Annotated in this window: 23 protein-coding genes; 15 read left to right on the top strand and 8 right to left on the bottom strand. The window is 63.4% G+C overall.

Annotated features, from left to right (window positions below):
- Positions 1 to 66 precede the first annotated feature (66 nt).
- The 6 genes from doeA (at position 67) to LB568_RS04690 (ending at position 7,914) form a co-directional block, all read left to right on the top strand.
- Positions 67 to 1,245 carry an ectoine hydrolase DoeA gene (gene doeA / locus LB568_RS04715; protein ID WP_140780497.1) on the top strand — a complete coding sequence of 393 codons (1,179 nt, stop codon included), beginning with the start codon at positions 67 to 69 and terminating at the stop codon, positions 1,243 to 1,245.
- 5 nt (positions 1,246 to 1,250) lie between these two features.
- Positions 1,251 to 2,252 carry a N(2)-acetyl-L-2,4-diaminobutanoate deacetylase DoeB gene (gene doeB, locus LB568_RS04710; protein ID WP_224729365.1) on the top strand — a complete coding sequence of 334 codons (1,002 nt, stop codon included), beginning with the start codon at positions 1,251 to 1,253 and terminating at the stop codon, positions 2,250 to 2,252.
- A gap of 287 nt (positions 2,253 to 2,539) precedes the next feature.
- Positions 2,540 to 3,658 (top strand): acyltransferase family protein, encoded by a 1,119-nt coding sequence (locus tag LB568_RS04705; protein WP_224729363.1) that lies wholly within the window; start codon positions 2,540 to 2,542, stop codon positions 3,656 to 3,658.
- Positions 3,659 to 3,785: 127 nt separating this feature from the next.
- Positions 3,786 to 4,466, top strand: a complete 681-nt coding sequence (locus LB568_RS04700; RefSeq protein WP_224729361.1) for a GntR family transcriptional regulator — start codon at positions 3,786 to 3,788, stop codon at positions 4,464 to 4,466.
- 98 nt (positions 4,467 to 4,564) lie between these two features.
- The gene (locus tag LB568_RS04695) at positions 4,565 to 5,359 is read left to right on the top strand and encodes a DeoR/GlpR family DNA-binding transcription regulator (RefSeq protein ID WP_224729360.1); all 795 of its coding nucleotides are present in this window, start codon (positions 4,565 to 4,567) and stop codon (positions 5,357 to 5,359) included.
- A 77-nt stretch (positions 5,360 to 5,436) separates the two neighbouring features.
- Entirely contained in the window at positions 5,437 to 7,914 is a 2,478-nt protein-coding gene (locus tag LB568_RS04690; RefSeq protein ID WP_224729358.1) for a GcvT family protein, read from the top strand.
- On the opposite strand, the gene LB568_RS04685 is transcribed toward LB568_RS04690, so the two are convergent.
- Complete coding sequence (locus LB568_RS04685; protein WP_224729356.1) at positions 7,911 to 8,780, bottom strand: LysR substrate-binding domain-containing protein; 870 nt, start codon at positions 8,778 to 8,780, stop codon at positions 7,911 to 7,913. The genes LB568_RS04690 and LB568_RS04685 overlap by 4 nt on opposite strands.
- A 268-nt stretch (positions 8,781 to 9,048) precedes the next feature.
- Between LB568_RS04685 and LB568_RS04680 the strand changes: the two genes are divergently transcribed.
- From LB568_RS04680 to LB568_RS04640, 9 genes are all read left to right on the top strand, one after another.
- On the top strand, positions 9,049 to 10,248 hold the full coding sequence (locus tag LB568_RS04680; RefSeq protein WP_140572834.1) for a 2-aminoethylphosphonate--pyruvate transaminase: 1,200 nt from the start codon (positions 9,049 to 9,051) through the stop codon (positions 10,246 to 10,248).
- Positions 10,249 to 10,272: 24 nt separating this feature from the next.
- On the top strand, positions 10,273 to 11,529 hold the full coding sequence (gene phnA, locus LB568_RS04675) for a phosphonoacetate hydrolase (RefSeq protein ID WP_224729354.1): 1,257 nt from the start codon (positions 10,273 to 10,275) through the stop codon (positions 11,527 to 11,529).
- A gap of 142 nt (positions 11,530 to 11,671) precedes the next feature.
- A complete protein-coding gene (gene phnY / locus LB568_RS04670) occupies positions 11,672 to 13,129 on the top strand; it encodes a phosphonoacetaldehyde dehydrogenase (RefSeq protein ID WP_224729352.1) in 1,458 nt (485 codons plus the stop codon).
- A 73-nt stretch (positions 13,130 to 13,202) separates the two neighbouring features.
- On the top strand, positions 13,203 to 14,558 hold the full coding sequence (locus LB568_RS04665; protein ID WP_224729350.1) for an aspartate aminotransferase family protein: 1,356 nt from the start codon (positions 13,203 to 13,205) through the stop codon (positions 14,556 to 14,558).
- 56 nt (positions 14,559 to 14,614) lie between these two features.
- Positions 14,615 to 15,571 carry a C-terminal binding protein gene (locus tag LB568_RS04660; RefSeq protein WP_224729349.1) on the top strand — a complete coding sequence of 319 codons (957 nt, stop codon included), beginning with the start codon at positions 14,615 to 14,617 and terminating at the stop codon, positions 15,569 to 15,571.
- Positions 15,572 to 15,824: 253 nt separating this feature from the next.
- Entirely contained in the window at positions 15,825 to 16,856 is a 1,032-nt protein-coding gene (locus LB568_RS04655) for a 2-aminoethylphosphonate ABC transporter substrate-binding protein (RefSeq protein ID WP_224729347.1), read from the top strand.
- A gap of 32 nt (positions 16,857 to 16,888) precedes the next feature.
- The gene (locus LB568_RS04650; RefSeq protein ID WP_224729345.1) at positions 16,889 to 18,034 is read left to right on the top strand and encodes an ABC transporter ATP-binding protein; all 1,146 of its coding nucleotides are present in this window, start codon (positions 16,889 to 16,891) and stop codon (positions 18,032 to 18,034) included.
- Positions 18,027 to 18,884: a 2-aminoethylphosphonate ABC transporter permease subunit gene (locus LB568_RS04645; protein ID WP_013896948.1), complete on the top strand. Its 858-nt coding sequence runs from the start codon at positions 18,027 to 18,029 to the stop codon at positions 18,882 to 18,884. Before LB568_RS04650 ends, LB568_RS04645 begins: the two co-directional genes overlap by 8 nt.
- Positions 18,885 to 18,886: 2 nt before the next feature.
- Complete coding sequence (locus tag LB568_RS04640) at positions 18,887 to 19,684, top strand: ABC transporter permease subunit (protein ID WP_224729344.1); 798 nt, start codon at positions 18,887 to 18,889, stop codon at positions 19,682 to 19,684.
- 16 nt (positions 19,685 to 19,700) lie between these two features.
- On the opposite strand, the gene LB568_RS04635 is transcribed toward LB568_RS04640, so the two are convergent.
- Genes LB568_RS04635 through LB568_RS04605 form a run of 7 tightly spaced genes read right to left on the bottom strand, consistent with a single transcriptional unit; the run spans position 19,701 to position 25,545 of the window.
- Positions 19,701 to 20,153: a MaoC/PaaZ C-terminal domain-containing protein gene (locus LB568_RS04635; RefSeq protein ID WP_412033892.1), complete on the bottom strand. Its 453-nt coding sequence runs from the start codon at positions 20,151 to 20,153 to the stop codon at positions 19,701 to 19,703.
- Complete coding sequence (locus LB568_RS04630) at positions 20,153 to 21,229, bottom strand: Gfo/Idh/MocA family protein (RefSeq protein WP_224729343.1); 1,077 nt, start codon at positions 21,227 to 21,229, stop codon at positions 20,153 to 20,155. Before LB568_RS04630 ends, LB568_RS04635 begins: the two co-directional genes overlap by 1 nt.
- Complete coding sequence (locus tag LB568_RS04625) at positions 21,222 to 21,551, bottom strand: L-rhamnose mutarotase (RefSeq protein WP_224729342.1); 330 nt, start codon at positions 21,549 to 21,551, stop codon at positions 21,222 to 21,224. Before LB568_RS04625 ends, LB568_RS04630 begins: the two co-directional genes overlap by 8 nt.
- A 10-nt stretch (positions 21,552 to 21,561) precedes the next feature.
- The gene (locus tag LB568_RS04620) at positions 21,562 to 22,674 is read right to left on the bottom strand and encodes a mandelate racemase/muconate lactonizing enzyme family protein (RefSeq protein ID WP_224729341.1); all 1,113 of its coding nucleotides are present in this window, start codon (positions 22,672 to 22,674) and stop codon (positions 21,562 to 21,564) included.
- Positions 22,675 to 22,677: 3 nt separating this feature from the next.
- A complete protein-coding gene (locus LB568_RS04615) occupies positions 22,678 to 23,775 on the bottom strand; it encodes an ABC transporter ATP-binding protein (RefSeq protein WP_224729340.1) in 1,098 nt (365 codons plus the stop codon).
- 4 nt (positions 23,776 to 23,779) lie between these two features.
- A complete protein-coding gene (locus tag LB568_RS04610) occupies positions 23,780 to 24,646 on the bottom strand; it encodes a carbohydrate ABC transporter permease (protein WP_023764706.1) in 867 nt (288 codons plus the stop codon).
- Positions 24,647 to 24,648: 2 nt separating this feature from the next.
- Entirely contained in the window at positions 24,649 to 25,545 is an 897-nt protein-coding gene (locus LB568_RS04605) for a carbohydrate ABC transporter permease (protein ID WP_224729338.1), read from the bottom strand.
- Positions 25,546 to 25,630: the final 85 nt, after the last annotated feature.

Below are 25,630 nucleotides of genomic sequence, written 5' to 3'. Positions count from 1 at the left end.
TACCTGGGGCCGGATTCAACGACGTTGAAAACAGGCTCCAGGCCCAACAAACGAGGATCAAGAACAATGCAACCAAACCTGAAATTCTCGCGCGGCGAATTTGCGGAACGCCTCGCCAAGACCCGGAAAGCCATGGAGGCAAAGGGCGTCGATCTCTTGATCGTCAGCGACCCGTCCAACATGGCCTGGCTGACCGGCTACGATGGCTGGTCTTTTTATGTGCATCAGGCTGTCATTGTGCCGCCGTCGGGCGAGCCGGTCTGGTATGGCCGCGGCCAGGATGCCAATGGCGCCAAGCGCACCGCCTATCTCGCCCATGACAACATCGTCGGCTATGCCGACCACTACGTGCAGTCGACCGAGCGGCACCCGATGGATTTCCTGTCCAGCGTGTTGGCCGATCGCGGCTGGGGCAAGCTCACCGTCGGCGTCGAGATGGACAATTACTGGTTCTCCGCCGCCGCCTTTGCCGCGCTGCAGAAGCATCTGCCCAATGCCCGCTTCGTCGACGCCACCGCCCTGGTCAACTGGCAGCGCGCGGTGAAGAGCCCGACCGAGATCGACTACATGCGCAAGGCCGCCCGCATCGTCGAGGCCATGCACCACCGCATCGTCGATAAGATAGAAGTCGGCATGCGCAAATGCGATCTCGTTGCCGAGATCTATGATGCCGGCACGCGCGGTGTCGACGGTATTGGCGGCGACTATCCGGCTATCGTACCTTTGCTGCCGTCGGGCGCCGACGCCTCGGCGCCGCATCTGACCTGGGACGACCAGCCGATGAAGCGCGGCGAGGGCACCTTCTTCGAGATCGCCGGCTGCTACAACCGCTATCACTGCCCGTTGTCGCGCACCGTCTTCCTCGGCAAGCCGACGCAGGAATTCCTCGATGCCGAGAAGGCGACGCTGGAAGGTATGGAAGCCGGCCTCGCAGCCGCCAGGCCCGGCAATGCCTGCGAGGACATTGCCAATGCCTTCTTCGCCGTCCTGAAGAAATACGGCATCGTCAAAGATAATCGCACCGGCTATTCGATCGGTCTTTCCTATCCGCCGGACTGGGGCGAACGCACCATGAGCCTGCGCCCTGGCGACCGCACCGAGCTCAAGCCCGGCATGACCTTCCATTTCATGACCGGCCTCTGGCTTGAAACGATGGGACTGGAGATCACCGAATCCATACTGATCACCGAAACCGGTGTAGAGTGCCTGGCCAATGTGCCGCGCAAGCTGGTGGTTAAGGATTGAAACCGATGTCCAGTCTTCGCCCTTCTCCGATCGCGCCGACTGTCGATTTCGATCGCGACGGCGTCCAGCATGGCTTTCTGCGCCTGCCCTACAGCCGCGACGATTCGGCCTGGGGTTCGGTGATGATCCCGATCTGCGTCATCCGCCACGGCAAGGGACCGACGGCCCTGCTGACCGGCGGCAACCATGGCGACGAATATGAGGGTCCGCTGGCGCTCCACGATCTCGCCAGGACGCTCGACCCGAAAACCGTCAGCGGCACGGTGATCATCGTGCCGGCGATGAATTATCCGGCCTTCCGCGCCGGCACGCGCACCTCGCCGATCGACAAGGGCAACATGAACCGCAGCTTTCCCGGTCGCCCGGACGGCACGGTGACCGAGAAGATCGCCGACTATTTCCAGCGCGAATTGCTGCCTCGCGCGGACATCGTCTTCGACTTTCATTCCGGCGGCAAGACGCTCGACTTCGTGCCGTTTTGCGCCGCGCACACTCTGCCCGACAAGGCGTTGGAGCAGAAAGCCTTCGACGCGGTGGCGGCGTTTTCCGCCCCCTTCTCGATGCGCATGATCGAGATCGATGCCGTCGGCATGTACGACACAGCGGCCGAGGAGATGGGCAAGGTCTTCGTCAGCACCGAGCTTGGCGGCGGCGGCACCTCTCGTGCACAAACCGTGCGCATCGCGCGACGCGGCGTCCTCAATGTGCTGCGTCACGCCGGCATTGTCGATGGTGCGGTCGAGAAGAGCCAGACACAGTGGTTGGACATGCCCTCAGGCGATTGCTTCTCTTTCGCCGAGGACGACGGCATGGTCGAAACCATGGTCGATCTCGGCGAGCCGGTGGAGAAGGGGGCCGTGCTGGCCCGCATCCATCCAGTTGGCCGCACCGGTGTCGCCCCGCAGGAGATCAGGGCGAAGATGTCCGGCATGCTGGCGGCGCGGCATTTTCCCGGGCTGGTCAAGGCCGGCGACTGCGCCGCCGTTGTGGCCGTGCGGGTCGATTGAGCAAAGCGATTGTGCTCAGACGGCATGTAGACCGCGGCGGTCCGCACATTGCGGGAAGCCCCGGCTGAAGAGCCGTCGTACTTCGACCAATTTCGGTCGGCGGCTGTTCGGTCGCCGATCCGTGCCGGGGAAAATTTCCCCAAAAAGTAAGAAGTCTAAATTAACGAGAGGCTGGCAAAATAGGAGTCGTGGGCGAGGTATACTTGCTGCGCTGCCGTTGCTGGCTCAGCCACAAGCGAGGCAGTGCGGCGACGATCGTCCAGGGCGCAGGGCGGCTGGTTTGAATCATGAAGTCTTCGACTGGAGAACATTATCCGGCGCTGGACCATATTCGCGGTCTGGCGGCTTTTCTGGTCTTCACCTGGCATTTTCTTCACCAGTCTCCTGATGGGCCGGTCCCCTATGGCTTTGTGCCGGCTCTGCCAATCTTCAGCCTTCTGGATGAAGGGATCACCGGCGTTTCGCTGTTCATGGCGCTCTCCGGCTACCTGTTCGCCAAGCTTCTTGATGGAAAACAGGTCAGCTACCTGCCCTTCTTTGCCAACCGGGCGCTAAGGCTGCTTCCGCTTCTGCTGGCCGTAATAGCCATCGAGGCTTGCCGCAGGGATCTCGCGGGTCAGCCTCTGGGCGAGTACTTCACCGATGTCGGCAAAGGGCTGATTTTCCCCACCCTTCCGAATGGCGGCTGGTCGATTACCGTGGAAGCTCACTTCTACATTTTGTTGCCGTTCTTGCTGATGGCGTCGAGGCGATTCCCGTTCGCGCCCTTGCTGTTCATTGCGGCAGCGATTTTGCTGAGGTGGGCGCTCTATGTGCACATCGGCGAGGTGCAGTCGGCGGCAGCCTGGACCATCATAGGCCACGCGGACCAGTTTCTGGCCGGCATTCTTGCTTTTCACCTCCGTGCCTATGCGAAGGATCGGCACTGGCTGGCGCTGGCCGTTTTCATCGCATTCTCGGTTTTCTTCTGGTGGTTCGATGCCGCCGGCGGATTTTACCAGTTGGAGCATTATCCGTCGCCGCATCCGATATGGATCATCCTGCCGACCCTGGAGGCCGCGGCCTATGCTTTCGGCATCGCCTATTACGACACCAGCTTTTCGAGGAAGCGCACAAGCCTGCCGTTCAAGATCCTTGAGAAGGCCGGGGCCTACAGCTATTCGATCTATCTCCTGCATCTGTTCTTCGTCATGCAACTGGCGGCGTTCATAAACACGAACGTCATGAACATAAGCAATTTCTATGTTGCTTGCCTCTGGTCCGGCCTGTGCTTCATGGCGACGATTCCGATCGGCTATCTCAGCTACACCTGCATCGAAGCGCCGTTCCTGCGCATGCGTATGCGGTATGCGGAGCCGGCAAGCGCTGTGCCGACCTCGGCTAGGGGGCGACCCGCTGCGGCATAGGCGCGCGCCACGATGCCGCTTCCGAAGCGACGGTAAGGTCAGGCTAGCTATCCTGTACACAAGGATACTTATATCCGCAAAAGCGGTTTTCCACTAGGCTGGATATCGGATGAAGCGGGAGCATCGTTTGCGCGGATTTGTGGAAGGCCTGATCGAGAGACCGCAGACGGTGGCGGAGCAGGTAGCCAATGTCCTGCGCGAAGCTATAGCCAGCGGATCCTTGAAAGCAGGCACCGCGCTGCGCCAGGACGATCTGGCCGAACGGTTCGGCTTCAGCCGCATGCCGATCCGTGATGCGCTTCGCCAGTTGGAGGCCGAGGGCATCGTGTCCATTCACCCGACCAAGGGCGCGCATGTCGCCCGAATGGACAGTGCCGAAATCACAGAGATCTACGCGGTGCGCGAATTGCTCGAATGCGAGGCGCTCCAGCTCTCTGTTCCCGTTCTGTCGGGCGACAAGCTCGATGAGGCCGGACAAGCACTCGACCAGATCGATGCCGAGCGCAATGTCGGCAGATGGGGGGCGCTCAACCGGACCTTTCACCTGGCTCTCTATGATGCCTGCGGCAACCGGCGTTTGCTCGGCCTGATCGAGGCGCACCACAATGCGGCCGATCGCTATGTCCGCATCCTGTTGTCGAACCTCGACTATCGCACCCGCTCGCAGGCCGAGCACCGCGACCTGCTGGCCGCCTGCCGGCAGCGCGACGGCAACAAGGCCGTGAGCATTCTGAGCCAGCATCTTCGCGAAGGCAGCGAGACACTCGTCAACGCCATAAAGGACGAAGGTCTGTCGCGAAAATCCTAGACAGGCAATATCAATGCCGCCGGTCACGCCGGCGTGGTTGCGTCCATGCGGGTTCACTGCCACATATTGCAACATCATCGCTCGACACAAGGATCGCCATGTCTCCCGTCAGCCGCCTGCCGGTGCGCGCACTTGCCCCAAGACGCCACGACGAGATCCTGAGGCGGTTGAGCGCCCAGGGTTCCGTCAGCGTCGCCGAGCTTGCCGGGTTCTTCGATGTCTCGCGCGAAACCATCCGCCGTGATTTGAAGCTGCTTTCGGACCAGGGGAGGCTCGGCATCGTGCATGGCGGCGCCGCCCGCTTCGAGCCGAGCGAGCCGGCGATGAGCCTGCGCAGCCAGGAAAATGCCCACGGCAAGGCGGCGATCGGCAAGGCGGCCGCCGGCCTGGTTAAGGACGGAATGGTGGTCTTTCTCGATTCCGGCACCACCACTTTGGCCGTCGCGCATGCCATGGCCGGCCTGCGCGATCTCACCATCTGCACGGCCAGCCTGCCGATCGCGCTGCATCTGTGCCATGTCCCCGGCATGCGCGTGCATATGCTGGGCGGCGAAGTCGATCCCGGCGAGGAGGCGGCTTCCGGCATCGACACGCTCGATGCGATGGCTCGCTTCCGTGTCGACATCGCCTTCCTCGGGGGCGGTGCCCTGTCCCCGGATGGCGAGGTGACCGACTTCACCCGCGCCGGCGCGGAGCAGCGTGGCCGCATGATCGCTTTTGCCGGCAAGGCCTATTTCGCCCTCGACAGCAGCAAGTTCGGCAAGCTGACGCCGCTCAGGATTCCGAATTTCGAGCGCGCCGCCGGCGTGATCGTCGACGCCAATCCGGACACCGGCCTTGCCGAGGCGCTTTCGCAAAAGGGACCCGAACTCATAGTGGCAAGTCTGATGTGATATTTTGTGACTCTTTGGGTTGATATTTGGCTTTTCCCTGCTAATGTCCAGCCATCCCTTCAAATGGCGGAACGCCCATGGCACATGAATTTCCAACTCAGGCACGAATTGTCATCATAGGCGGCGGCATCATCGGCTGCTCGGTCGCCTACCATCTGACCAAGCTCGGCTGGACCGATGTCGTCCTGCTCGAACAGGGACAGCTCAGCGGCGGCACCACTTGGCATGCAGCCGGCCTTGTCGGGCAGCTCCGCAGCCATTCCAACATGACCAGCCTGATCCGGTATTCCACGCAGCTCTACAGCGAACTGGAAGCCGAGACCGGTCTTGCCACAGGCTGGAAGAATTGCGGCTCGCTGTCGGTGGCGCGCACCGCCGACCGCATGACAGTGTTGAAACGCACGGCCGCATCGGCCCGCGCCCAAGGCGTCGAGATCGATGTCATCTCGGCAAAGGAAGCAGGCGAGCTGTGGCCGGTGATGGCGACAAACGATCTGGTCGGCGCCGTCTGGCTGCCCGGCGATGGCAAGGCCAATCCCACGGACCTCACGCAATCATTGGCCAAGGGCGCGCGCAACCGCGGCGCCCAAATATTCGAGCGGGTGAAGGTCACCGGCATCACGGTGAAAAACGGTGTCGCCTGCGGCGTCGAGACGGATCGCGGCGACATCGCCGCCGAGATCGTCGTCAACTGCGCCGGCCAATGGGCGCGCAAGGTCGGGCTGATGTGCGGCGTCTCGGTGCCGCTGCACTCGGCCGAGCATATGTACATCGTCACCGGCAGGATCGAGGGCGTGCATCCGGACCTGCCGGTGATGCGCGACCCCGACGGCTTCATCTACTTCAAGGAAGAGGTCGGCGGCCTGGTCATGGGCGGCTTCGAGCCGCACGCCAAGCCATGGGGCATGAACGGCATCCCTGAGAGTTTCGAGTTCGCGCTGCTGCCCGACGATTGGGACCAGTTCGAGATCCTGATGGAAAACGCGCTTATCCGCGTGCCGCAACTGGCTGAGGCCGAGGTCAAGAAATTCTACAACGGTCCCGAGAGCTTTACGCCGGACAACAATTTTCTTCTCGGCGAGGCGCCGGAGCTGAAGAATTTCTATGTCGGCGCCGGCTTCAATTCGATGGGCATCGCCAGCGCCGGCGGCGCGGGCAGGGCACTGGCCGAGTGGATCGCCAACAGTGCGCCGACCATGGATTTGTGGCCGGTCGACATCAGGCGCTTCGCGTCCTTCAACAACAATCCGCGCTGGCTGCATGACCGGGTCAAGGAAACGCTTGGCCTGCACTACGCCATGCCATGGCCAAACCGGGAACTGGACACCGCGCGACCGTTCCGCCGCTCGCCGCTCTACGATCGGCTGGCCGCCAAGGGTGCCTGCTTCGGTTCCAAGATGGGCTGGGAGCGCGCCAACTGGTTCGCAGCACCAGGTGAGAAGGCGCAGAACGACTATGCCTTCGGCCGCCAGAACTGGCATGAAGCGGTCGGCCAAGAGATGAAGGCGACGCGCGAAGCCGTCGCCCTGTTCGACCAGACCTCCTTCGCCAAGCTTCTCGTCCAGGGTCGCGGCGCCTGTGCCGCGCTCAACTGGATCTGCGCCGCCAATGTCGATATGCCCATTGGCACCTCGGTCTATACCGGCATGCTCAACGCCCGTGGCGGCTACGAAAGCGACCTCACGGTGATGCGGCTCGGTGCGGAAAAATTCCTCATCGTCACGGGGTCCGCGCAGGCGGTCCACGACGCCGACTGGATCGTCAAGAACATCCCGGCCGATGCCCATGCGATCCTGACCGACGTCACCTCGTCCTATGCGGTGCTGGCGCTGATGGGGCCGCGCTCGCGCGATCTGCTCGGCAAACTGTCTTCGGCGGATCTTTCCAATGCCGGCTTCCCCTTCGGCACGATCCGCGAGATCGATATCGGCTACGCCACCGCCTACGCAAACCGCATGACCTATGTCGGCGAGCTCGGCTGGGAGCTGATCGTGCCGACCGAGTTCGCGGTCGGCGTCTATGAAGCGCTGCATGAGGCAGGCCGCGAGTTCGGCTTGGCTGACGCCGGCTACTACGCGCTCGACGCCTTGCGCATCGAAAAAGGTTTTCGCGCCTGGGGCAGGGAATTGACGCCTGATATCGACCCCTGGCAGGCGGGGCTTGGCTTTGCCGTCGCCATGGACAAGCCGGGCGGTTTCATCGGACGCGATGCGCTGATCAAGTCAAAGCCGTTGGCCGCGCCGGCCAGGCGTGTCGTGCTGTTCACGCTCGACGACGCCGAGCCGATGCTATGGGGCGGCGAGTTGATCCTGCGCGACGGCAAACCGGTTGGCGAAGTGCGCTCTGCCGCCTACGGTCACACGCTCGGCCGCTCGGTGGCGCTCGGACTGATCGAACACGAAGCCGTCGTCGATGCTGCGTTCCTCAGCGGCGAGCGGTTCGAGATCGACCTCGCCGGCGAGCGGCATGCCGCCACGGCGCATTTGCGCAGCCCCTACGATCCGAAGTCGGAGCGGGTGAAGGCGGACGCAGTGGAGATCAGGGCCGCCGCTTAATCCGCCGACATCGATTTTGCCATGTCGAGAAAGGCGCGCACCAGCTTGCCGCCGCTGCGCTCGCGCAGGCAGATCAGCGCTTCGTCCATCAACGTCTCGGGCGCGTCGATGGTGATCGGCATCAGCCGTGAATCCTGGCCGAATTCGGCGGCCGAGACGAAGCCGATGCCGGCGCCCGAGGCGACGATCTCGCGGACCGCCTCGCGGCCCTCGGCTTCGATCGCTGGCCGCAGTTCAACCTTCGAAGCGGCAGCCAGGTCTTCGAGCTTCTGGCGCGTCTTCGAGCCACGCTCACGCATGACCAGCGATTCCTGCGCCAGCTGCGCGAGCGTCAGCGACTTTTTGCCCGCCAGCGGGTGGTCGATGGAGGTGAAGGCGATGATCGGTGTCGAGTTGAGTTTCAAAACCTCGAAATCGCGTCCGGTCGGCACCTCGCCCAGCACGCCGATATCGGCATCGTAGCTGTAGAGGCTGCTGATTACCGTCTCGGTGTTGCCGGCGCGCACCGAAACCTGGACGCCGGGATAACGGGCCCGGAAGCTGCCGAGGATATGCAGCAGGTGATGCGCGGCGTCGGCGACGATGCGCAGCGTGCCGGAACGCAACGCCCGCGACTCGGTCAGCAGCTCGAGCGCCTGCTGCTCCGTGTCGAACATGCGGTGGGTAATTTCGAGCAGCTTCTGGCCCGAATGGGTCAGCGTGACCTGCTTCTTGTTCCGGTTGAACAGCAGCACGTCGTACTCTTCCTCGAGCTTGCGCACCTGGTCGGATATCGCCGGCTGGGTCAGGAACAGCGCTTCGGCCGCCCGCGAAAAACCACCCGAAATCGCCACCTGATGAAAGGCCCGCAGCTGGACGTAGCGCATTTACCGTGCCTCCGGGATACCAAGGGTCGTCGGCAGCTTACCGCAAGTTCTGCTAACTGAAAGATTGAAATGAACGATTTTATTTATGAGGAGAGGGCGAAGTTACCCGGCTTCACAAGCATGTCATGACCGGCATGCAGCTTATGTCGCGGTGCTCGCACCCTGCATCGTAAAAATCGATACTTCGATACAAAATAACGATTTTACAAATATGTCATTCGGGCCGAGAGTAGGGCCGCAAAAAGCAGCGACCTGTCGGAGGACACTCATGCTCGCCGAGACGAAATTTGCCCCAAAGCCCCTGGAGGCACCGGCGCTGGGCGAGCCCTATCTGCTGACCCCGGGGCCGCTGACCACGGCCTATTCGGTCAAGCAGGCCATGCTGCGTGACTGGGGATCGTGGGACGGCGATTTTCGCGCCATGACCGCCGATTTGCGCCGCCGCCTGCTGGCGCTGACGGGCGATGCGAAAGATGAATTCGATTGCGTGCCGATGCAAGGCAGCGGCTCCTTCTGCGTCGAGGCGATGCTCGGCTCGTTCGTGCCGAAGGATGGCAAGGTCCTGGTGCTGGCCAACGGCGCCTACGGCCTGCGTGCCGCGCAGACCATGCAGTATCTCGGCCGCGCCTACACGCTGATCGACAAGGGCGACTACCTGCCGCCGCGCGGCGACGAGGTGGCAGCAGCGCTTGAGGCCGATCCTGCCATCACCCATGTCATCGCCATCCATTGCGAGACCAGCTCCGGCATTTTGAACCCGGTCGCCGAGATTGCCGAGGCCGTCCATGCCAAGGGCCGCAAGCTGCTCGTCGATTCCATGAGTGCCTTCGGCGCCGTCGCCCTCGACGTCAACGAGATCCGTTACGAGGCGATGGTCTCGTCCGCCAACAAATGCATCGAGGGCGTGCCGGGCTTTGGCTTCATCATCGCCCGCAAGAGCGAACTGGAGGCGGCCAAGGGCCGCAGCCACTCGCTGTCGCTCGACGTCCACGCCCAGTGGGCGCATATGAACAAGACCGGCCAGTGGCGCTACACGCCGCCGACGCACGTCGTCGCCGCTTTCCTTGAAGCGTTGCGCCAGCACGAGGCCGAGGGCGGTGTCGCCGGCCGTGGCGCCCGCTACACCAGGAACCGCGACGTCATGGTGGCCGGTATGCGCGACCTCGGCTTCGAGACCTTGCTCGGAGACCGCTGGCTGTCGCCGATCATCGTCACGTTCTTCAACCCGGCCCATGCCAGCTTCGCCTTCGACCGTTTCTACGATCTGATGAAGGAAAAGGGCTTCATCATCTATCCGGGCAAGCTGACCGCCGTCGATAGCTTCCGTGTCGGCTGCATCGGCCAGATGGACGAGCATGTCATGCGCCGCGTCGTCGAGGCGGCAGCCTTCTCGCTTCGTGAAATGGGCGTCGACACCGCCACCCCACCCGCCGCGGCACTCGCCGAACGCGCCAAACTCGCCGCCTGAAGCGGCCGATATCGAGGATTTTCGATGAACCAGATGTCTCCCATCAATGTCGCGGTCAACGGCCGCACCTACGCTTGGCCGCGCGTGCCGGCCATCGCCATCTGCCTTGATGGCTGCGAGCCCGCCTATCTCGACGAAGCGATAAAGGCCGGGCTGATGCCGGCTCTGGTCAGGATCAAGGAGACGGGCACGATGCGCTTTGCCCACTCGGTCATTCCGAGCTTCACCAACCCCAACAATCTGTCGATCGCCACCGGCCGTCCGCCGTCGGTTCATGGCATTTGCGGCAACTATCTCTACGAGCGTGAGACCGGCAAGGAAGTGATGATGAACGACCCGCGCTTCCTGCGCGCGCCGACCGTTTTTCAAGCCTTCTACGACGCCGGCGCCAAGGTTGCGGTGGTGACCGCCAAGGACAAGCTGCGTGCGTTGCTCGGCAAGGGCCTGGCCTTCGACGAAGGTCGCGCGCTGTGCTTCTCGGCGGAAAAGTCGGACACCACGACCGTGGCCGAGCACGGCATCGACAATGCCTCGAAGCACTTTGGGCTGCCGGTGCCGGAGGTCTATTCGGCCGAACTGTCGGAATTCGTCTTCGCCGCCGGCGTTCAGCTGCTCAGGGAATTCCGCCCCGACATCATGTACCTGACGACCACCGATTACGTGCAGCACAAATACGCGCCTGGCGTGCCGCAGGCCAACGCCTTCTACGAGATGTTCGACAAGTACCTGACCGAGCTCGATGGGCTGGGCGCCGCGATTGTCGTCACTGCCGATCACGGCATGAAGCCCAAGCACAAGACTGACGGCTCGCCGGACGTCGTCTATGTCCAGGATCTGCTGGACGAGTGGCTTGGCAAGGACGCCGCCCGCGTCATCCTGCCGATCACCGACCCCTATGTCGTGCATCACGGCGCGCTCGGCTCGTTTGCCACCGCCTATCTGCCTGATGGCGCCGACCAGGCCGGCATCATGGCCCGGCTCGCCAAGGTCGACGGCATCATGCTGGTCGTCGACAGCCCGACGGCCTGCGAGCGCTTCGAACTGCCGGCCGACCGCATCGGCGACATCGTGCTGGTCTCGACCGAGAACAAGACGATCGGCACCTCGGAACACCGCCACGACCTGGCGGCGCTGAACGAACCGCTGCGCTCGCATGGCGGACTGACCGAGCAGGAAGTGCCGTTCATCGTCAACCGCGTGCTGCCTGACTTGCCTGATGAGCCGACCTTGCGCAATTTCGACGCCTTCTATTACGCGACGATGGCGGCGGCACTGGCTTGATGTCGAACGTGGATGTCGACCCCCACTCCGCCGAGCTTCGCTCGGCACCTCTCCCCCGATCGACGGGGGAGAGGTGGCCCGGAGGGCCGGAGTGGGGGTCGATCCTCGGCCGCAACGCCTAACATCTGCTGGAGCAGAGTGCATGACCAAACTCGACCCCGCCATCAAAGTTCGCCACGAGCCGATGCGCATTGCTGGCAGGAAAGTCGATGCCGAGGGCGTCGTCGAGGTGCGCTACCCCTGGAACGATACCGTCATCGGCACCGTGCCGGCCGGGAGCGCTGAGCACGCGCGAAAAGCCTTCGAGATCGCCGCCGGCTACAAATCGAAGCTGACCCGCTACGAGCGCCAGCAGATCCTGTTTCGCACCGCCGAAATCCTTGCATCACGCCGCGAAGAGATTTCCGATCTCATCACGCTGGAACTCGGCATCTCCAAGACGGACTCGCTCTATGAGGTCGGCCGCGCCTATGACGTGTTCACGCTGTCGGCGCAGATGTGCATCCAGGATGACGGCCAGATTTTCTCCTGCGACCTCACCCCTCACGGCAAGGCGCGCAAGATATTCACCACCCGCGAACCGCTGAAGGCGATCTCGGCGATCACGCCGTTCAATCATCCGCTCAACATGGTCTCGCACAAAGTGGCGCCGGCGATCGCCACCAACAATTGCGTGGTGGTCAAGCCGACCGAACTGACGCCGATGACGGCGCTGCTCCTGGCCGACATTCTCTATGAAGCCGGCCTGCCGCCGGAGATGCTGTCGGTGGTGACCGGCTGGCCGGCCGACATCGGCAACGAGATGATCACCAACGAGAACATCGACCTGATCACTTTCACCGGCGGCGTGCCGGTCGGCAAGATGATCGCCCGCACCGCTGGCTACAAGCGCCAGGTCCTGGAACTCGGCGGCAACGACCCGCTGATCATCCTCAACGATCTCTCCGACGACGATCTGGCGAAAGCTGCCGATCTCGCCGTCGCCGGCGCGACAAAAAACTCCGGCCAGCGCTGCACGGCGGTCAAGCGCATCCTGGTCCAGGAAAGCGTCGCCGACCGCTTCGTGCCACTGGTGCTGGAGCGGGCGAAGAAGATCCGCTTCGGCGATCCGATGGACCGCTCGACCGACCTTGGTACGGTCGTGCACGAGAAGGCAGCGGCGCTGTTCGAGGCGCGTGTCTACATGGCGGCCGAGCAAGGTGCTGAAATCCTCTACAATCCGGGCCGTCAGGGCGCGTTGCTGCCGCCGATCGTCGTCGATCGCGTGCCACACACATCCGAATTGGTCATGGAAGAGACGTTTGGGCCCATCATCCCGATCGTGCGCGCGCCCGATGACGACGAGGCGCTGATCGCATTGTCCAACTCGACCGCCTTCGGGCTGTCGTCGGGTGTCTGCACCAACTCGTTTCCCCGCATGCAGAAATACATCGCCGGGCTGCAGGTCGGCACGGTCAACATCTGGGAAGTGCCGGGTTATCGCATCGAGATGTCTCCCTTCGGGGGCATCAAGGATTCGGGCAATGGCTACAAGGAAGGCGTTATCGAAGCGATGAAGAGCTACACCAACGTCAAGACATTCTCGCTGCCCTGGTCCTGACCGGACCGTAACAACTGGCAGACCCACCGAGGGGGCGTTTCGACGCTCCCTCCTTCGCGTTTCGGAGACCGTGATGGCCGCGACCAAAGAACTTGTGCATACCGAGGGCGATTCCAACACGACGGCGGCGCGCCGCCGATGGGACGCCGGCCAGGAGGATCCCCGCATCCGCGGCCTGCTCGATCGCGACGCGGCCGCCTTCATGCATCAGAGCCTCTCCAGCCCCTGTCTGTCGACCATCGCCAAGGCTGAAGGCATCTGGATCGAGGACACCACCGGCCGCCGCTTCATGGATTTCCATGGCAACAGCGTGCATCACCTCGGCTACGGCCATCCCAGGCTGGTGGCCGCGATCAAGCAGCAGCTCGACGATCTCTGCTTCGCGCCACGCCGCTTCACCTGCGAGCCCGCCGTCGAACTGGCGGAGAAGCTGGCGGAACTCGCGCCCGGCGATCTCGGCAAGGTGCTGTTCACCACGGGTGGCTCGGATGCCATCGAGGTGGCGCTGAAGATCGCGCGCGCCGCGACCGGCCGCTTCAAGACGGTGTCGTTCTGGGATGCTTTCCACGGCGCCGGCTTCGGCGCGGCAAGCGTCGGCGGCGAGGCGACCTTCCGCTCGCACATCGCTGGCCCGATGATGACCGGTACCGAGCATGTCGCGCCCTGGGATGGCTATCGCTGCCCCTATGGCCACGATTCCCTTGAGGCTTCGGGCATCGCCTGCGCCAACATGATCGCCTATGTGCTCGACCGTGAGCAGGACGTGGCCGCGGTCGTCGCGGAGCCAATGCGGGCGACGCCCAACCCGCCGCCGCCAGGCTTCTGGAAGCGGGTGCGCGAGGCCTGCGATCGCCATGGCACGCTGTTGATCTTCGACGAGATCCCGACCGGTCTCGGCAAGACCGGAAAATTCTTCGCCCATGAGCATGATGGCGTGACGCCCGACATTGTCGTTCTCGGCAAGTCGCTCGGCGGCGGCATCCTGCCGATCGCCGCCGTCATTGCGCGCCGCGACCTCGACGTCACCGGCGGCTTTGCCATCGGTCACTACACCCACGAAAAGAACCCGGTGACGACGCGCGCGGCATTGACCACCATCGACATCATACTGGAGGAAGGGCTGGTCGAGCGCTCGGCCGAGCTTGGCCGGCATATGTTCGGGCGCATGCAGGATCTGATGGCGCGCTCGCCGCATGTCGGCGACGTCAGGGGCAGGGGCCTGATGGTGGGCGTCGAACTCGTCGAGGACCGCGCCACGCGCCAGCCCGCGCGCGAGCTTGCCGAACGGGTGTTCTACACTTGCCTGGAACAGGGCCTGAGCTTCAAGGTCACCCACGGCAACGTGCTGACCTTGTCGCCGCCATTGGTCATTTTGAAAACGGATCTCGACCGCGCTCTCGACATCGTCGAGGCAGCCGTGCTGGCCTGACCGTGAAGGCGGTGCGCACCGATCGGGAACTCGAATGTCCGGGAATCGACGCCGGCTTGCGGGCGAGGGGCGTCGAGCTGGTGACGTTACCCGACGGTATTCCCGAGGCGGACCTGATCGATGCTGTCGCCGACGCCGATCTCCTGCTGATGTGCTACACGCCGATCACCGCGCGGGTGATAGAGGCGGCGCCCAAATTGAAGGGCATCGTCAAATATGGCGTCGGCATCGATGCCATCGACATTCCTGCCGCGATGCAGCGCGGCATTCCCGTCGTCAATGTGCCTGAGTATGCCGAGGAAACCGTCGCCGAGGGTGCTTTCGCGCTGATGATCGCGCTGGCCAAGCGGCTGCCGGCGATCACGGCGGCGGTGTCACGCGATGGCTGGATCTGGCCCGAGCAGCGCTGGCTGGGGCGCGACATTTCCGGCGCCACGCTCGGCCTCGTCGGCTGCGGCAAGATCGGCCGCAGCATGGCGCGCATGGCAGGCCAAGGGTTTCGCGCCCGTGTGCTTGGCTTCGATCCCGGCGTCGATGCGGCGGCCATGCATACCGCCGGCATCGAGAAGGCTCACGATCTCCAAGCTATGCTGCGCGCCTCCGATTTCGTTTCCATCCATTGCGTGCTGAACGACAATACGCGCGGACTGATCGGTAAGGCCGAACTCGCCTGCCTGAGGCCCTCCGCCGTCATCGTCAACGTCTCGCGCGGCGCCCTGATCGACGAGACAGCTCTTGTCGAGGCGATCGTTGCCGGACGCATCGGCGGCGCCGGGCTCGACGTCTATTCGGTCGAGCCGCTGGCCCGGTCAGGCCATCCGATGAGCGCGCTGTTCGACCGCGACGACGTCATCCTGTTTCCGCATCTCACCTTCTTCACGCAAGAGGCGATGCGCCGGCTCGAGGACGACACGCTCGCCCGCTGCTTCGAAATCCTCGACGGCCGGCCAGTCACGGTTCGCTCGTTCGACCCACGACTGCGGGCTCAGGCCACAGGCGTTTCCTTCGGCTGATCACCACTGGCTCCGCCGGTCGCCGACGTTTCAAAGGGTCGAAACGCCTCCAAGACAGGCACGCGACAGTTCCATGACAAACATCAGAAGAAGTTTGCCTGTCATAAAATAAATAGATTTTACTTATCGATCGCCAATCCCCAAAGTTGACGCAACGACGACATCCACAAGCGCTACAAGGCCCGAAGGTCCCGACGGCGCGATCGTCATAGTGCATCGCAGAATGTGCCATCAATTACAGGGGAACTGATCCATGAAATCGCGCAAAACAAACATCGCCATGGCCTTCGCCGCGTCGCTGCTGGCGTCGTCGGCTCTTGTCGGACCGGCGCTCGCCGACGGCGTGGTCACCATCTATTCCGCCGACGGCCTGCATGACGGCAATGGCAGCTGGTTCGAAACCGAGTTTGCCGCCTTCACCAAGGCCACCGGCATCAAGGTACAGTATATCGAGGCAGGCTCGGGCGGTGTCGTCGAACGGGTTGCCAAGGAAAAATCGAACCCGCAGGCCGACGTGCTGGTGACCTTGCCGCCCTTCGTCCAGCGCGCCGCGGCTGATGGCCTGCTGCAGGACTACAAGCCCGAAGGCGCCGACCAGATCGTCGGCGGCACCGACAAGTACCGGCCGCTGGTCAACAACTACATGAACTTCATCTATAACAGCGCCGTGCTCTCGGAAGCGCCGAAGAGCTACAACGACCTGCTCGATCCGAAGTTCAAGGGCAAGATCCAGTATTCGACCCCCGGCCAGGCCGGCGACGGAACCGCCGTCATGCTGCAGGTCATCCATGCCTTTGGCGGCGAGGATGCCGGCTTCGAGTTCATGAAGAAGCTGCAGGACAACAATGTCGGCCCGTCCGCCTCGACCGGCAAGCTGACCGCGCTGGTCAACAAGGGCGAGCTGCATGTCGCCAATGGCGACCTGCAGATGAACATGTCGCAGATGGCCGACAACCCGAACATCAAGGTGTTCTGGCCGGCGGGCCCTGACGGCGTGCGCTCCACCTTCGCGCTGCCCTATGAAATCGGCCTGGTCACCGGCGCGCCGAATGGCGACAACGGCAAGAAGCTGATCGACTTCCTGCTCTCCAAGGAGGCGCAGTCGACGGTAAGTTCCGTTGCGCTCGGCATGCCCGCCCGCAAGGACGTAACGCCATCCGATGCCAACTTCGCCAAGGCGCAGGAAGCGATGAAGGGCCTGACCATCTGGGCGCCGAACTGGGACGAGGCGCTGAGCAAGCTTCCCGACTACGTCAAGAAGTGGAACGAGGCGACCGGAAGCTGACACCCGAGGGCAGAAATCCGGAGGACCAAGCCATGTCGGCCGCCGCCTTTACTGGTACCAGTGTCATGGACATCGACGCCGCGAAAATTCGCGGCGCCGGTTCCAACGTCCACTTCGACAAGGTCAGCGTCGCCTATGGCGCGCATGTCGTCCTGCATCCGCTGACCCTGGACATCGCTCCCGGCGAGATCCTGGCGATGATTGGCCCTTCCGGCTCCGGCAAGACGACGGCCTTGCGCGCCGTGGCCGGCTTCGTGCGGCCCGCAAGCGGCCGCATCCGTATCGGCGCCACCGATGTGACCGACCTGCCGCCCTACGAGCGCGGTCTCGGCATGGTGGTGCAGAACTACGCGCTGTTTCCGCACATGCGGGTCGAGGACAACGTCGCCTTCGGCCTCCGGGCACAAGGCGCCGACAAGGCGCTGATCGCAGAGCGGGTCAAGGATGCGATCGGCACCGTCGGCATGGCGACTTTTGCCAGGCGTTATCCGCGCGAGCTTTCGGGCGGCCAGCAGCAGCGTGTTGCGATTGCCCGCGCCCTTGCCGTGCGGCCGCGCGTGCTCCTGCTCGACGAGCCGTTGTCGGCGCTCGACGCGCAGATCCGCCGCAACATGGTGGAGGAGATCGCCCGCCTGCACCGCAGCCTGCCGGGCCTGACCATCCTCTACGTCACCCACGACCAGACGGAAGCGCTGACGCTTGCCGACAAGATCGCCATCATGCGCGACGGCAGGGTCTGTTCGCACGGACCGACGACAGAACTCTATCGCCGCCCGCCGAACCGTTTTACCGCCGAATTTCTCGGCCGCGCCAATCTCCTGCCGGTGACGGTTGCCGAGGCGGCCGGCGCGAAAGGCTTCGCCACGGCAAGGCATGGCGATGCGGTGCTGACAGGCGCCGGCCGTGCCGAGAAGGCCGGCGACAAGAGCCTGCTCTGCATCAGGCCGCAGCACCTCAGCCTGACGGCCGACAGCGAGCACACCAACCGGATCGTCGGCACCCTCAGGGAAGTACACTGGCAGGGCGAACTCACCCATCTCGTGCTCGATGTCGAAGGCACGCCGGTGCGCGTCTCGGCGACGCGGTTGCCGATCGCCTTGCCCGAACCCGGTGCCGAGGTGCCATTGTTCTTTGCGCCCGCCGACACCTCGCTTCTTCCGGAAGACGCCGGTGTCTGACGCGGTCGCAATTGGCGCGCCGGCGATCAGGAGAGAACCCGGCAAATTCTGGATCGTGCCGCCGGCTGCCCTGCTGGCGCTGCTGTTCTTCTATCCGCTGGCGCTCATCGCCCGTCAGGCCTTTTTCGACGACAGCGGTGTCGCCAATATTGCGGAAGTCGTCCGTGTCCTGCATTCCCGCTTTTTCCTCAACGCGCTGATCAACACGGTGACCATCTCGGTCACCGCGACGGCCGGGTGCCTGATCGTGGGCCTCGTGCTGGCGCTGATCCTCGCTTTCGTGCCGTTCCCCGGCAGCGGCTTCATCGCCCGCCTGATCGATACTTTCATCGCCCTGCCGACCTTCCTGGTTACGCTTGCCTTCACCTTTCTCTACGGCTCCGCCGGCATGCTCAATTCCGGGCTGATGGAAGCCTTCTCGCTGCCGCTGCCGCCCGTCGATTTCCTCTATTCGACCTGGGGGGTGGTGCTCGCCGAAGTCACCGTCTACACCCCCTTCATCCTGCGGCCGCTGCTCGCCGCTTTCTCGCTGGTCGACCGCGGCCAGATCGAAGCGGCAAGCGTGCTCGGCGCGCGGCCGTTCCGCATCGTCCGCCAGGTCATCCTGCCTGCCGCAATTCCCGCGCTCATCGCCGGCGGCAGCCTGTGCCTGCTGTTGACCGTCAATGAATTCGGCATCGTGCTGTTCATCGGCGCCAAGGGCGTCATCACGCTGCCGCTGCTGATCTACGGCAAGGCGATCCAGGAATCGGCCTATCAGGTCGCCTGCATCATCGCCGTGGTCAACATCGCGCTGTCGCTCGGCCTGTTCGGCCTCTACCGTTTCGCCGCCGGCCGGTTGGGAGTCTAGCCATGCTGGTCTGGTCGCGTCCCGGTCGCATCGCTCTGTGGGTGCTCTTCGCGCTCGTCTTCGGCGTGTTGTTCCTGGCGCCGCTGGCGGTCATCCTCCTGTCCAGCCTTGCCGACCAATGGAACGGTGTGCTGCCAAGCGGGCTGACGACGGAGCATTACAGCGACGTGATGCGCGGCGCGGCTGGCGAAGCCGTAAAGGCGAGCCTGATCACCGGCTTCCTGGCCAGCGCCCTGGCGCTGGTCAGCGGCACTTGGGCGGCACTTGCGCTCCGCATCCAGGGTGCAACCCTGAGCAAGGTGCTCGGCCTGTTGTTCTTCGTCCCAAGTGCGGTGCCTTCGGTGTCCGTCGGACTTGGCCTGCTGGTGGCGTTCAGCCATCCGCCGCTACTGCTCAACGGCACGATCGCGATCGTCATGATCGCGCATTTCGTGCTGATCTCGGCCTTCACCTTCGGCAATGTCTCGGCCGGGCTGGCACGGCTCTCGCCCGACTTCGAACAGGTGGCCTCGAGCCTTGGCGCACGCCCGGCCTATCGGCTCTGGCATGTCACGCTGCCCTTGCTGGCACCCTATCTGGTTGCTGCTTTCGGCCTGAGCTTCGCGCTCTCGATGGGCGAGCTTGGCGCCACCGTGATGGTCTATCCGCCGGGCTGGGTGACGCTGCCGGTGTCGATCTTCAGCCTCACCGATCGCGGCGACATCTTCGCCGGTGCCGCGCTCACCATGATCCTGGTCGTGGCGACGCTGGTCCTGCTGCTCGGCCTGGAGCGCATCACCAAGCGTGCCACTGGCGCATAGGAAACGGCTTAGGTTTTCAGCCCTGTGCAGGCTTGCGTTCGACGATGTAGATATGGTCGGCGGCCAGCACCACTTCATCGCGTTGGTTGATGACTTCGCAGCGCTCGATCACCCGTCCTGACCCTGGCCGCTTGGCGTCGTCCTCTTTGGCCGCTATGGTGGTGCGCGTGCGGATCGTGTCGCCGATGAACACCGGCTTGATGAAGCGCAGGCGGTCATATCCATAGGAAAAGGCGACCGGATTGATGACGGTTGCCGTCAGCCCGATGCCGACCGAGAACACCAGCGTGCCATGCGCGATGCGCTGGCCGAACGGCGTCGTCTTCATGAACTCGGCGTCCATGTGGTGCGGAAAGAAATCGCCTGTATGCCCGGCATGGACGATGAAGTCGGTCTCGGTGATGGTGCGGCCGCTGGTGATGCGCGAGGCGCCGATCTGGTATTCCTCGAAATACTGGATCCGTTCCATCAGGGTCTTTCCGCGATCGGCGTTGCCGGCGCTGCGCTCGAACGGTAGGCCGCTTCGACCAGCGCCATGGTGTTCCAGGCGTCCTCGACCGAGCTGACCAATTCGTCGTCTTCGCCTGCGGCAAAACGCTGGACATTGGCCATGCGCCCGACGAAGGCGTCGGGGAACCACTCGCCGGCGAGCGGCACCGCGACCCAGTCCGTTCCGCCCTTGGGATGGATTTCCAGAATGTCCGGTTCGCCCCGGGGATAGTCGAGATTGAGGCCGAGCTTGAGATAGGCCGCACCCTCGGTGCCGCAGATGCGGAATTCGCAGGCCTGGTGCCGGCGACCGAACTTGTGGTCGTGGTTGATCGACAGCGCACAGCGCACGGTATCGCCATAGTCGAGAATGGCGCTGGTGCGCGTCTGCGCCACTTTGTGGTTGGGGTGGCCGAGCGTCTTGGCGTGCACGCCCTTGGGGTCGCCGAGCAACTGCCGGATCAGGTCGAGATAGTGGATCGAATGCATGGCGATCTCGACGCGTGGCGCCTTGAGCAGGAATTCCCAAAGCTCCCACGGCGTCGCCAGCGCCAGCCAGGCATCGAAATCGACGATCTCGCCGAACCAGCCCTTGGCGATGGCATCCTTCAGCGCCAGCATCATGGGTGCGAAGCGGAGCTGGAAATTCACCGCCGCCTTGAGCTTCTTGGCGCGGCAGATTTCCAGGATTTCGGTTGCCTCGCCGAGATAGTTGCCCATCGGCTTCTGGATCAATGCGACCGCGCCATCGGGCAGAGCCTTCAGGATCTCGGCGTGCCGACCCGGCGGCGTCGCCAGATCGAAAACCGCGCCCTTGACATCAGCGGCTTCTTCCACCGAGCGGAACGCGGTCACGCCCCATTTCTCGGCCAGGGCCTGCGCCTTGGCCTGGTCCGGATCGTAGAGGCCGGCGACTGGAAAGCCGGCCTTCCTGTAGGCCGGGAAATGTGCGTCGCCAACGATCGATCCTGCGCCGAAGGTGACGATCGGCAAGGGCTTCGACGGCTTTGGCCAGGACTGGACGAGTGAGGCAGGGTCGAAACCGCCCTCAGTCATGATGGAAGACCTCATCCATGGAAGCCCACCACTCACCTTCCTTGCGGGTCGTGAGCGGCTCCTGGCATGGCATGCAGACAGCCCACCATTCCTGCGTCTTCGGATCGGCCGCCATCCTGGCCATATCGGCGGCATAGTCGATGCCGTGATACTCGAAATAGGAAAACAGCAAGTTCTCCGGTCGCTTCAGGTAGATCGAATAATTCTTGATGTTGCAGGCCGAGATCATGGTCAGCACGTCGGGCCAGACGGCGGCGTGGAGGCGGACATATTCCTCGACCTTTTCCGGCTTCAGTCCCAGAACCATCCCCATCCGCTGCATATCAGTTCCCCTATTTGGTGATCGCCGTGGTGAATTCGGCGATGCTCATGGCCTTGACCGCGTCCCAGTCCCAATCGATGCCGATGCCCGGCTCGTCGGGCGCCAGCGCATGCCCATCCTCGATGCGCATGCGCTTGCCGGTCAACTCATCGAGCTGCGGAATGTACTCGACATATCGGCCGTTCTGAACAGCGCAGGTCAGGCTGACATGCAATTCCATCAGGAAATGTGGACACACTGGAATGTCGAAGGCTTCCGCCGCATGGGCGATCTTGAGCCAGGGTGTGACGCCGCCGATGCGGCCGACATCGACCTGCACGATCGAGCAGGCGCCTTTCTGCATGTATTCGCGGAAATGGCGGATGGAGTAGAGCGACTCGCCGATGGCGATCGGCGTCGGCGTCGAGTTGGACAACCTGATATGCCCGTCGATGTCGTCGGCCGGCAGCGGCTCTTCGATCCAGGCAAGGTCGAGCTCGCGCAGCCTTGCCACGCGGCGGATTGCCTCGTCGACCGAGAACCCCTGATTGGCGTCGGTCATGATCTCGTAGCCGTCGCCAACCGCCTTGCGCACCGCCGACAGGCGGGCGAGATCCTCCGACCCATGCGGTCTGCCGATCTTCACCTTCGAGCCGCGAAATCCCCTGGCCTTGGCGGCCAGTGCGTCGTCGACAAGCGCCTGCGTCTCGATGTGCAGCCAGCCGCCTTCGGTCGTGTAGAGCGGGCAGCGGTCCTTGGCGCCGCCGGCGAGTTTCCACAACGGCAGGTTCTGTTTCTTCGCCCTGAGATCCCACAGCGCCGTGTCGATCGCCGCAATGGCGATGGCGGTGATCGCGCCAATGGTGGTGGCATGTGTGGCGAATTCGAGATCGTGCCAGATCGCCTCGATCATGTCCGGGTCGCGGCCGATCAGCCGTGGCACCAGATGGTCCGAGAGAAGCCGCATCACCGACGAGCCGCCGGTGCCGATCGTGTAGCTGTAACCGGTGCCGACCGCGCCGTCGGAATCGGTGATGGTGACGATCGGCGTTTCCTGGCTGACGAAACTCTGGATGGCGTCGGTGCGCTTGACCTTGGGCACAAGGTCCACCATCCGCAGTTCTATCTTTTCGATTCTAGCCATCGGTCAGCTCCGCAATGTCTTTCCGGTCTCGGTGGCAAACAGATGCGCCTGCGACATGTCGAGGCTCATGGCCACTCGCTCGCCCGGCTTGAGCGGCCTCGGGTTCAGCATGCGCGAAACCCAGTCGCTGCCGTTGAATTCGACGAACACCAGCGTCTCGTTGCCGAGCGGTTCGGTGACCGTGATCGGCAGTTCGATCTGGTGGACGTCCGCCGCACCGCCGGAGCTGATACCATGTCCCGTCGGATAGATGTCGTCAGGCCGCAGCCCGAACACGACCTTGTCTCCGGTCGCGACATTGGCCTTGAACTGACCAGGCAAAGGCAGCTTTTCGCCGCTGGAAAAAACCATCTGGCCGTCGTCGATCGTTGCTTCGTGCAGGTTCATCGGCGGCGAGCCGATGAAGCCGGCAACGAAGCGCGTCGCCGGCCGCCGGAACACCTCGTCGGGCGTGCCGACCTGTTCGATATGGCCGTCGCGCATGATGACGATGCGGTCGGCAAGCGTCATCGCCTCGACCTGGTCGTGGGTGACGTAGATCACCGTCGACTGCACCTTGGCATGCAGCTTCTTGATTTCGGTGCGCATCTGCGTCCGGAGCTTGGCGTCGAGATTGGAAAGCGGCTCGTCGAACAGGAAGACGTCGGGGTCGCGCACTATGGCGCGGCCCATGGCGACGCGTTGGCGCTGGCCGCCGGAGAGCTGCGACGGCCGGCGGTCGAGCAATGTGTCGAGGCCGAGGATGGCCGAGGCCTCAGTGACACGGCGATCCATGTCCTCCTTGGCCGCGCCTGCGATCTTCAGCGAGAAGCCGAGATTCTCGCGCACCGTCATGTGCGGATAGAGCGCATAGGACTGGAACACCATCGAGATATTGCGCGAGCGCGGCGGCAAATCGTTGACGACGCGCCCGCCGATCTCGATCGAGCCGGCGCTGATCTCTTCGAGCCCGGCGATCATACGCAATGTCGTCGACTTGCCGCAGCCGGAGGGGCCGACCAGGGCGATGAATTCGCGGTCGGCGATGTCGAGATCGATGCCATGCACGATCCCAACATTGCCGTAGCGCTTGGTCAACTTGCTGAGGGAAACTGTTGCCATGGGATCAGCCTTTCACCGCGCCGGAGGTCAGGCCGCCGACAAGGTGTTTCTGGACGATATAGGTGAGGGTGAGCGCCGGGATGATCATCACCACGGCAAGCGCGCACATGCCGCGCCAGTCGATGGTGAACTCGGCCGTGTAATCGAGCAGGCCGACCGGCAGCGTCTTGGCGCTGACCGAGCGGGTCAGTTGCGAGGCCAGCGCGAATTCGTTCCAGCAGGTCAGGAAGGCGAAGATTGCGGCCGAAGCGATGCCTGGTCCGGCGAGCGGGAACTCGACCTGCCAGAACGCCTGCCAGCGCGTGCAGCCGTCGATCTGCGCGGCTTCCGCGAGATCTTTCGGCACCTGGCGGAAGAAGCCGTCGATCAGCCAGATCGTGAACGGCACGTTGAGCGCGACATAGGCAAGGATTAGCCCGAAATGCGTGTCGATGATGCCGAGCCGCACGTAGAGGAAGAACAGCGGCAGCGACAGCGCGATGCCGGGCACCGTGCGCGTCAGCATCAGGCCCAGGAAGACGCTCGATTTGCCGCGGAAGCGGTAGCGCGCGAAGGCGTAGCCGCCGGCCATGCCGATGGCCACCGCAATCACCGTCGAGGTTACAGAGATGATCAGCGAGTTGCGGAAATATTCGATGACCGGGATGCCGCCCTTGCCGATGCCTGAGAACATCGAGACATAGGCGTCGAACGAAATCTCCTGCGGGATCCACACCGGTGGCTTGGCCATGATCTCGACGGTCGGCCGCAGCGACGACAGCACGATCCACAGGCCCGGCAGGCAGATGGTCAGCATCGCCAGGAACAGGCCGATGCGATAGACGACGCCGGTGAGCCGGCGCTTCAAGCGGGCGGAAGAATTCTCGTCCATTCTCACCACTCCGCACCGATCTGCGTGCGCGCCGCGGCGAGCTTGTTGAAGAAATAGACGGTGAAGGCGATCGACAGCAGGATCGAGAAATAGGCCATGGCGTTGGCCATGCCCATGCGCCCGTCGCTGTAGGCGGTGCGCGCCACCAGCGTCCAGAGCAGCTCCGTGCGGCCCGCCGGTCCGCCATCGGTCATGATCTTGACGATGTCGTAGGCGCGCGCGACGTCGAGCGAGCGGATGGTCATGGCGATATAGGCGAAGGGCATGACGAAAGGCCACGTCACATAGCGGAATGTCTGCCACGGCGTGCAGCCATCGACGCGCGCCGCCTCGATCGGCTCCTTGGGCATGGCGAGCAGGCCGGCCAGGATCAGGATGGCGAAGATCGCCGTCGACGACCAGATCTCGGCGACCGAAATGGCGATGAAGGCGAGATGGCCTTCGATCAGCCACGGTATGGCGTCCTGCGTGATGCCGAGCGACTGCAAGGCATTGTTCACCAGGCCGATATTGTCGTTGAACATGAACTTGAACTGGAAGCCGACGAGGATCGGCGAGAACATCATCGGAAACATCATCAGCGTGCGCAGGATGCGCTGGCCGCGTGTTGCCTTCTCGACCAGCATGGCAAGGCCAAGACCAAGCAGCATTTCGAGATTGAGCGCGATGGTCAGCAAGAGCACCGTGCGCCCGAACGCCCACCAGAAATCGGTGTTGGACAGGATCGAAAGATAGTTCCTGAAGCCGACGAAGACGAAGAACGTCTCGGGCCGCGTCAGGCGGAAGGGCGTGAAGCTGGAGTAGAGCGAGAGCAGCAACGGCACCACGACGACCGCCGCCAGCACGATCATTGCCGGAAGCAGCAGCAGGAATGGCGCGGATGGCTTGAAGCCCTTCATCGGAATCCTGTGGTGTTTGCTTTGGACGCCCGTTGTTCAGGCGCGGGCCGGGTACGGAAAGTCTGTCGTTGATGGTTCAGCGCTC

It is taken from the genome of Mesorhizobium sp. B263B2A, from assembly GCF_020165775.1.
In the GTDB taxonomy this organism is placed as follows: Bacteria; Pseudomonadota; Alphaproteobacteria; order Rhizobiales; family Rhizobiaceae; genus Mesorhizobium; species Mesorhizobium opportunistum.
The sequence above is the reverse complement of the archived record's forward strand: the minus strand, read 5'-3'. Positions and strand labels throughout refer to the sequence as shown.

Coding starts and splice junctions, on each gene's coding strand:
- phnY (WP_224729352.1), top strand. CDS start 11,672: ATGACCAAACTCGACCCCGCCATCAAAGTTCGCCACGAGCCGATGCGC.
- LB568_RS04610 (WP_023764706.1), bottom strand. CDS start 24,646: ATGGACGAGAATTCTTCCGCCCGCTTGAAGCGCCGGCTCACCGGCGTC.
- LB568_RS04705 (WP_224729363.1), top strand. CDS start 2,540: ATGAAGTCTTCGACTGGAGAACATTATCCGGCGCTGGACCATATTCGC.
- LB568_RS04685 (WP_224729356.1), bottom strand. CDS start 8,780: ATGCGCTACGTCCAGCTGCGGGCCTTTCATCAGGTGGCGATTTCGGGT.
- LB568_RS04620 (WP_224729341.1), bottom strand. CDS start 22,674: ATGGCTAGAATCGAAAAGATAGAACTGCGGATGGTGGACCTTGTGCCC.
- doeB (WP_224729365.1), top strand. CDS start 1,251: ATGTCCAGTCTTCGCCCTTCTCCGATCGCGCCGACTGTCGATTTCGAT.
- LB568_RS04665 (WP_224729350.1), top strand. CDS start 13,203: ATGGCCGCGACCAAAGAACTTGTGCATACCGAGGGCGATTCCAACACG.
- LB568_RS04650 (WP_224729345.1), top strand. CDS start 16,889: ATGTCGGCCGCCGCCTTTACTGGTACCAGTGTCATGGACATCGACGCC.
- phnA (WP_224729354.1), top strand. CDS start 10,273: ATGAACCAGATGTCTCCCATCAATGTCGCGGTCAACGGCCGCACCTAC.
- LB568_RS04605 (WP_224729338.1), bottom strand. CDS start 25,545: ATGAAGGGCTTCAAGCCATCCGCGCCATTCCTGCTGCTGCTTCCGGCA.
- LB568_RS04695 (WP_224729360.1), top strand. CDS start 4,565: ATGTCTCCCGTCAGCCGCCTGCCGGTGCGCGCACTTGCCCCAAGACGC.
- LB568_RS04635 (WP_412033892.1), bottom strand. CDS start 20,153: ATGGAACGGATCCAGTATTTCGAGGAATACCAGATCGGCGCCTCGCGC.
- LB568_RS04680 (WP_140572834.1), top strand. CDS start 9,049: ATGCTCGCCGAGACGAAATTTGCCCCAAAGCCCCTGGAGGCACCGGCG.
- doeA (WP_140780497.1), top strand. CDS start 67: ATGCAACCAAACCTGAAATTCTCGCGCGGCGAATTTGCGGAACGCCTC.
- LB568_RS04630 (WP_224729343.1), bottom strand. CDS start 21,229: ATGACTGAGGGCGGTTTCGACCCTGCCTCACTCGTCCAGTCCTGGCCA.
- LB568_RS04615 (WP_224729340.1), bottom strand. CDS start 23,775: ATGGCAACAGTTTCCCTCAGCAAGTTGACCAAGCGCTACGGCAATGTT.
- LB568_RS04625 (WP_224729342.1), bottom strand. CDS start 21,551: ATGCAGCGGATGGGGATGGTTCTGGGACTGAAGCCGGAAAAGGTCGAG.
- LB568_RS04690 (WP_224729358.1), top strand. CDS start 5,437: ATGGCACATGAATTTCCAACTCAGGCACGAATTGTCATCATAGGCGGC.
- LB568_RS04640 (WP_224729344.1), top strand. CDS start 18,887: ATGCTGGTCTGGTCGCGTCCCGGTCGCATCGCTCTGTGGGTGCTCTTC.
- LB568_RS04655 (WP_224729347.1), top strand. CDS start 15,825: ATGAAATCGCGCAAAACAAACATCGCCATGGCCTTCGCCGCGTCGCTG.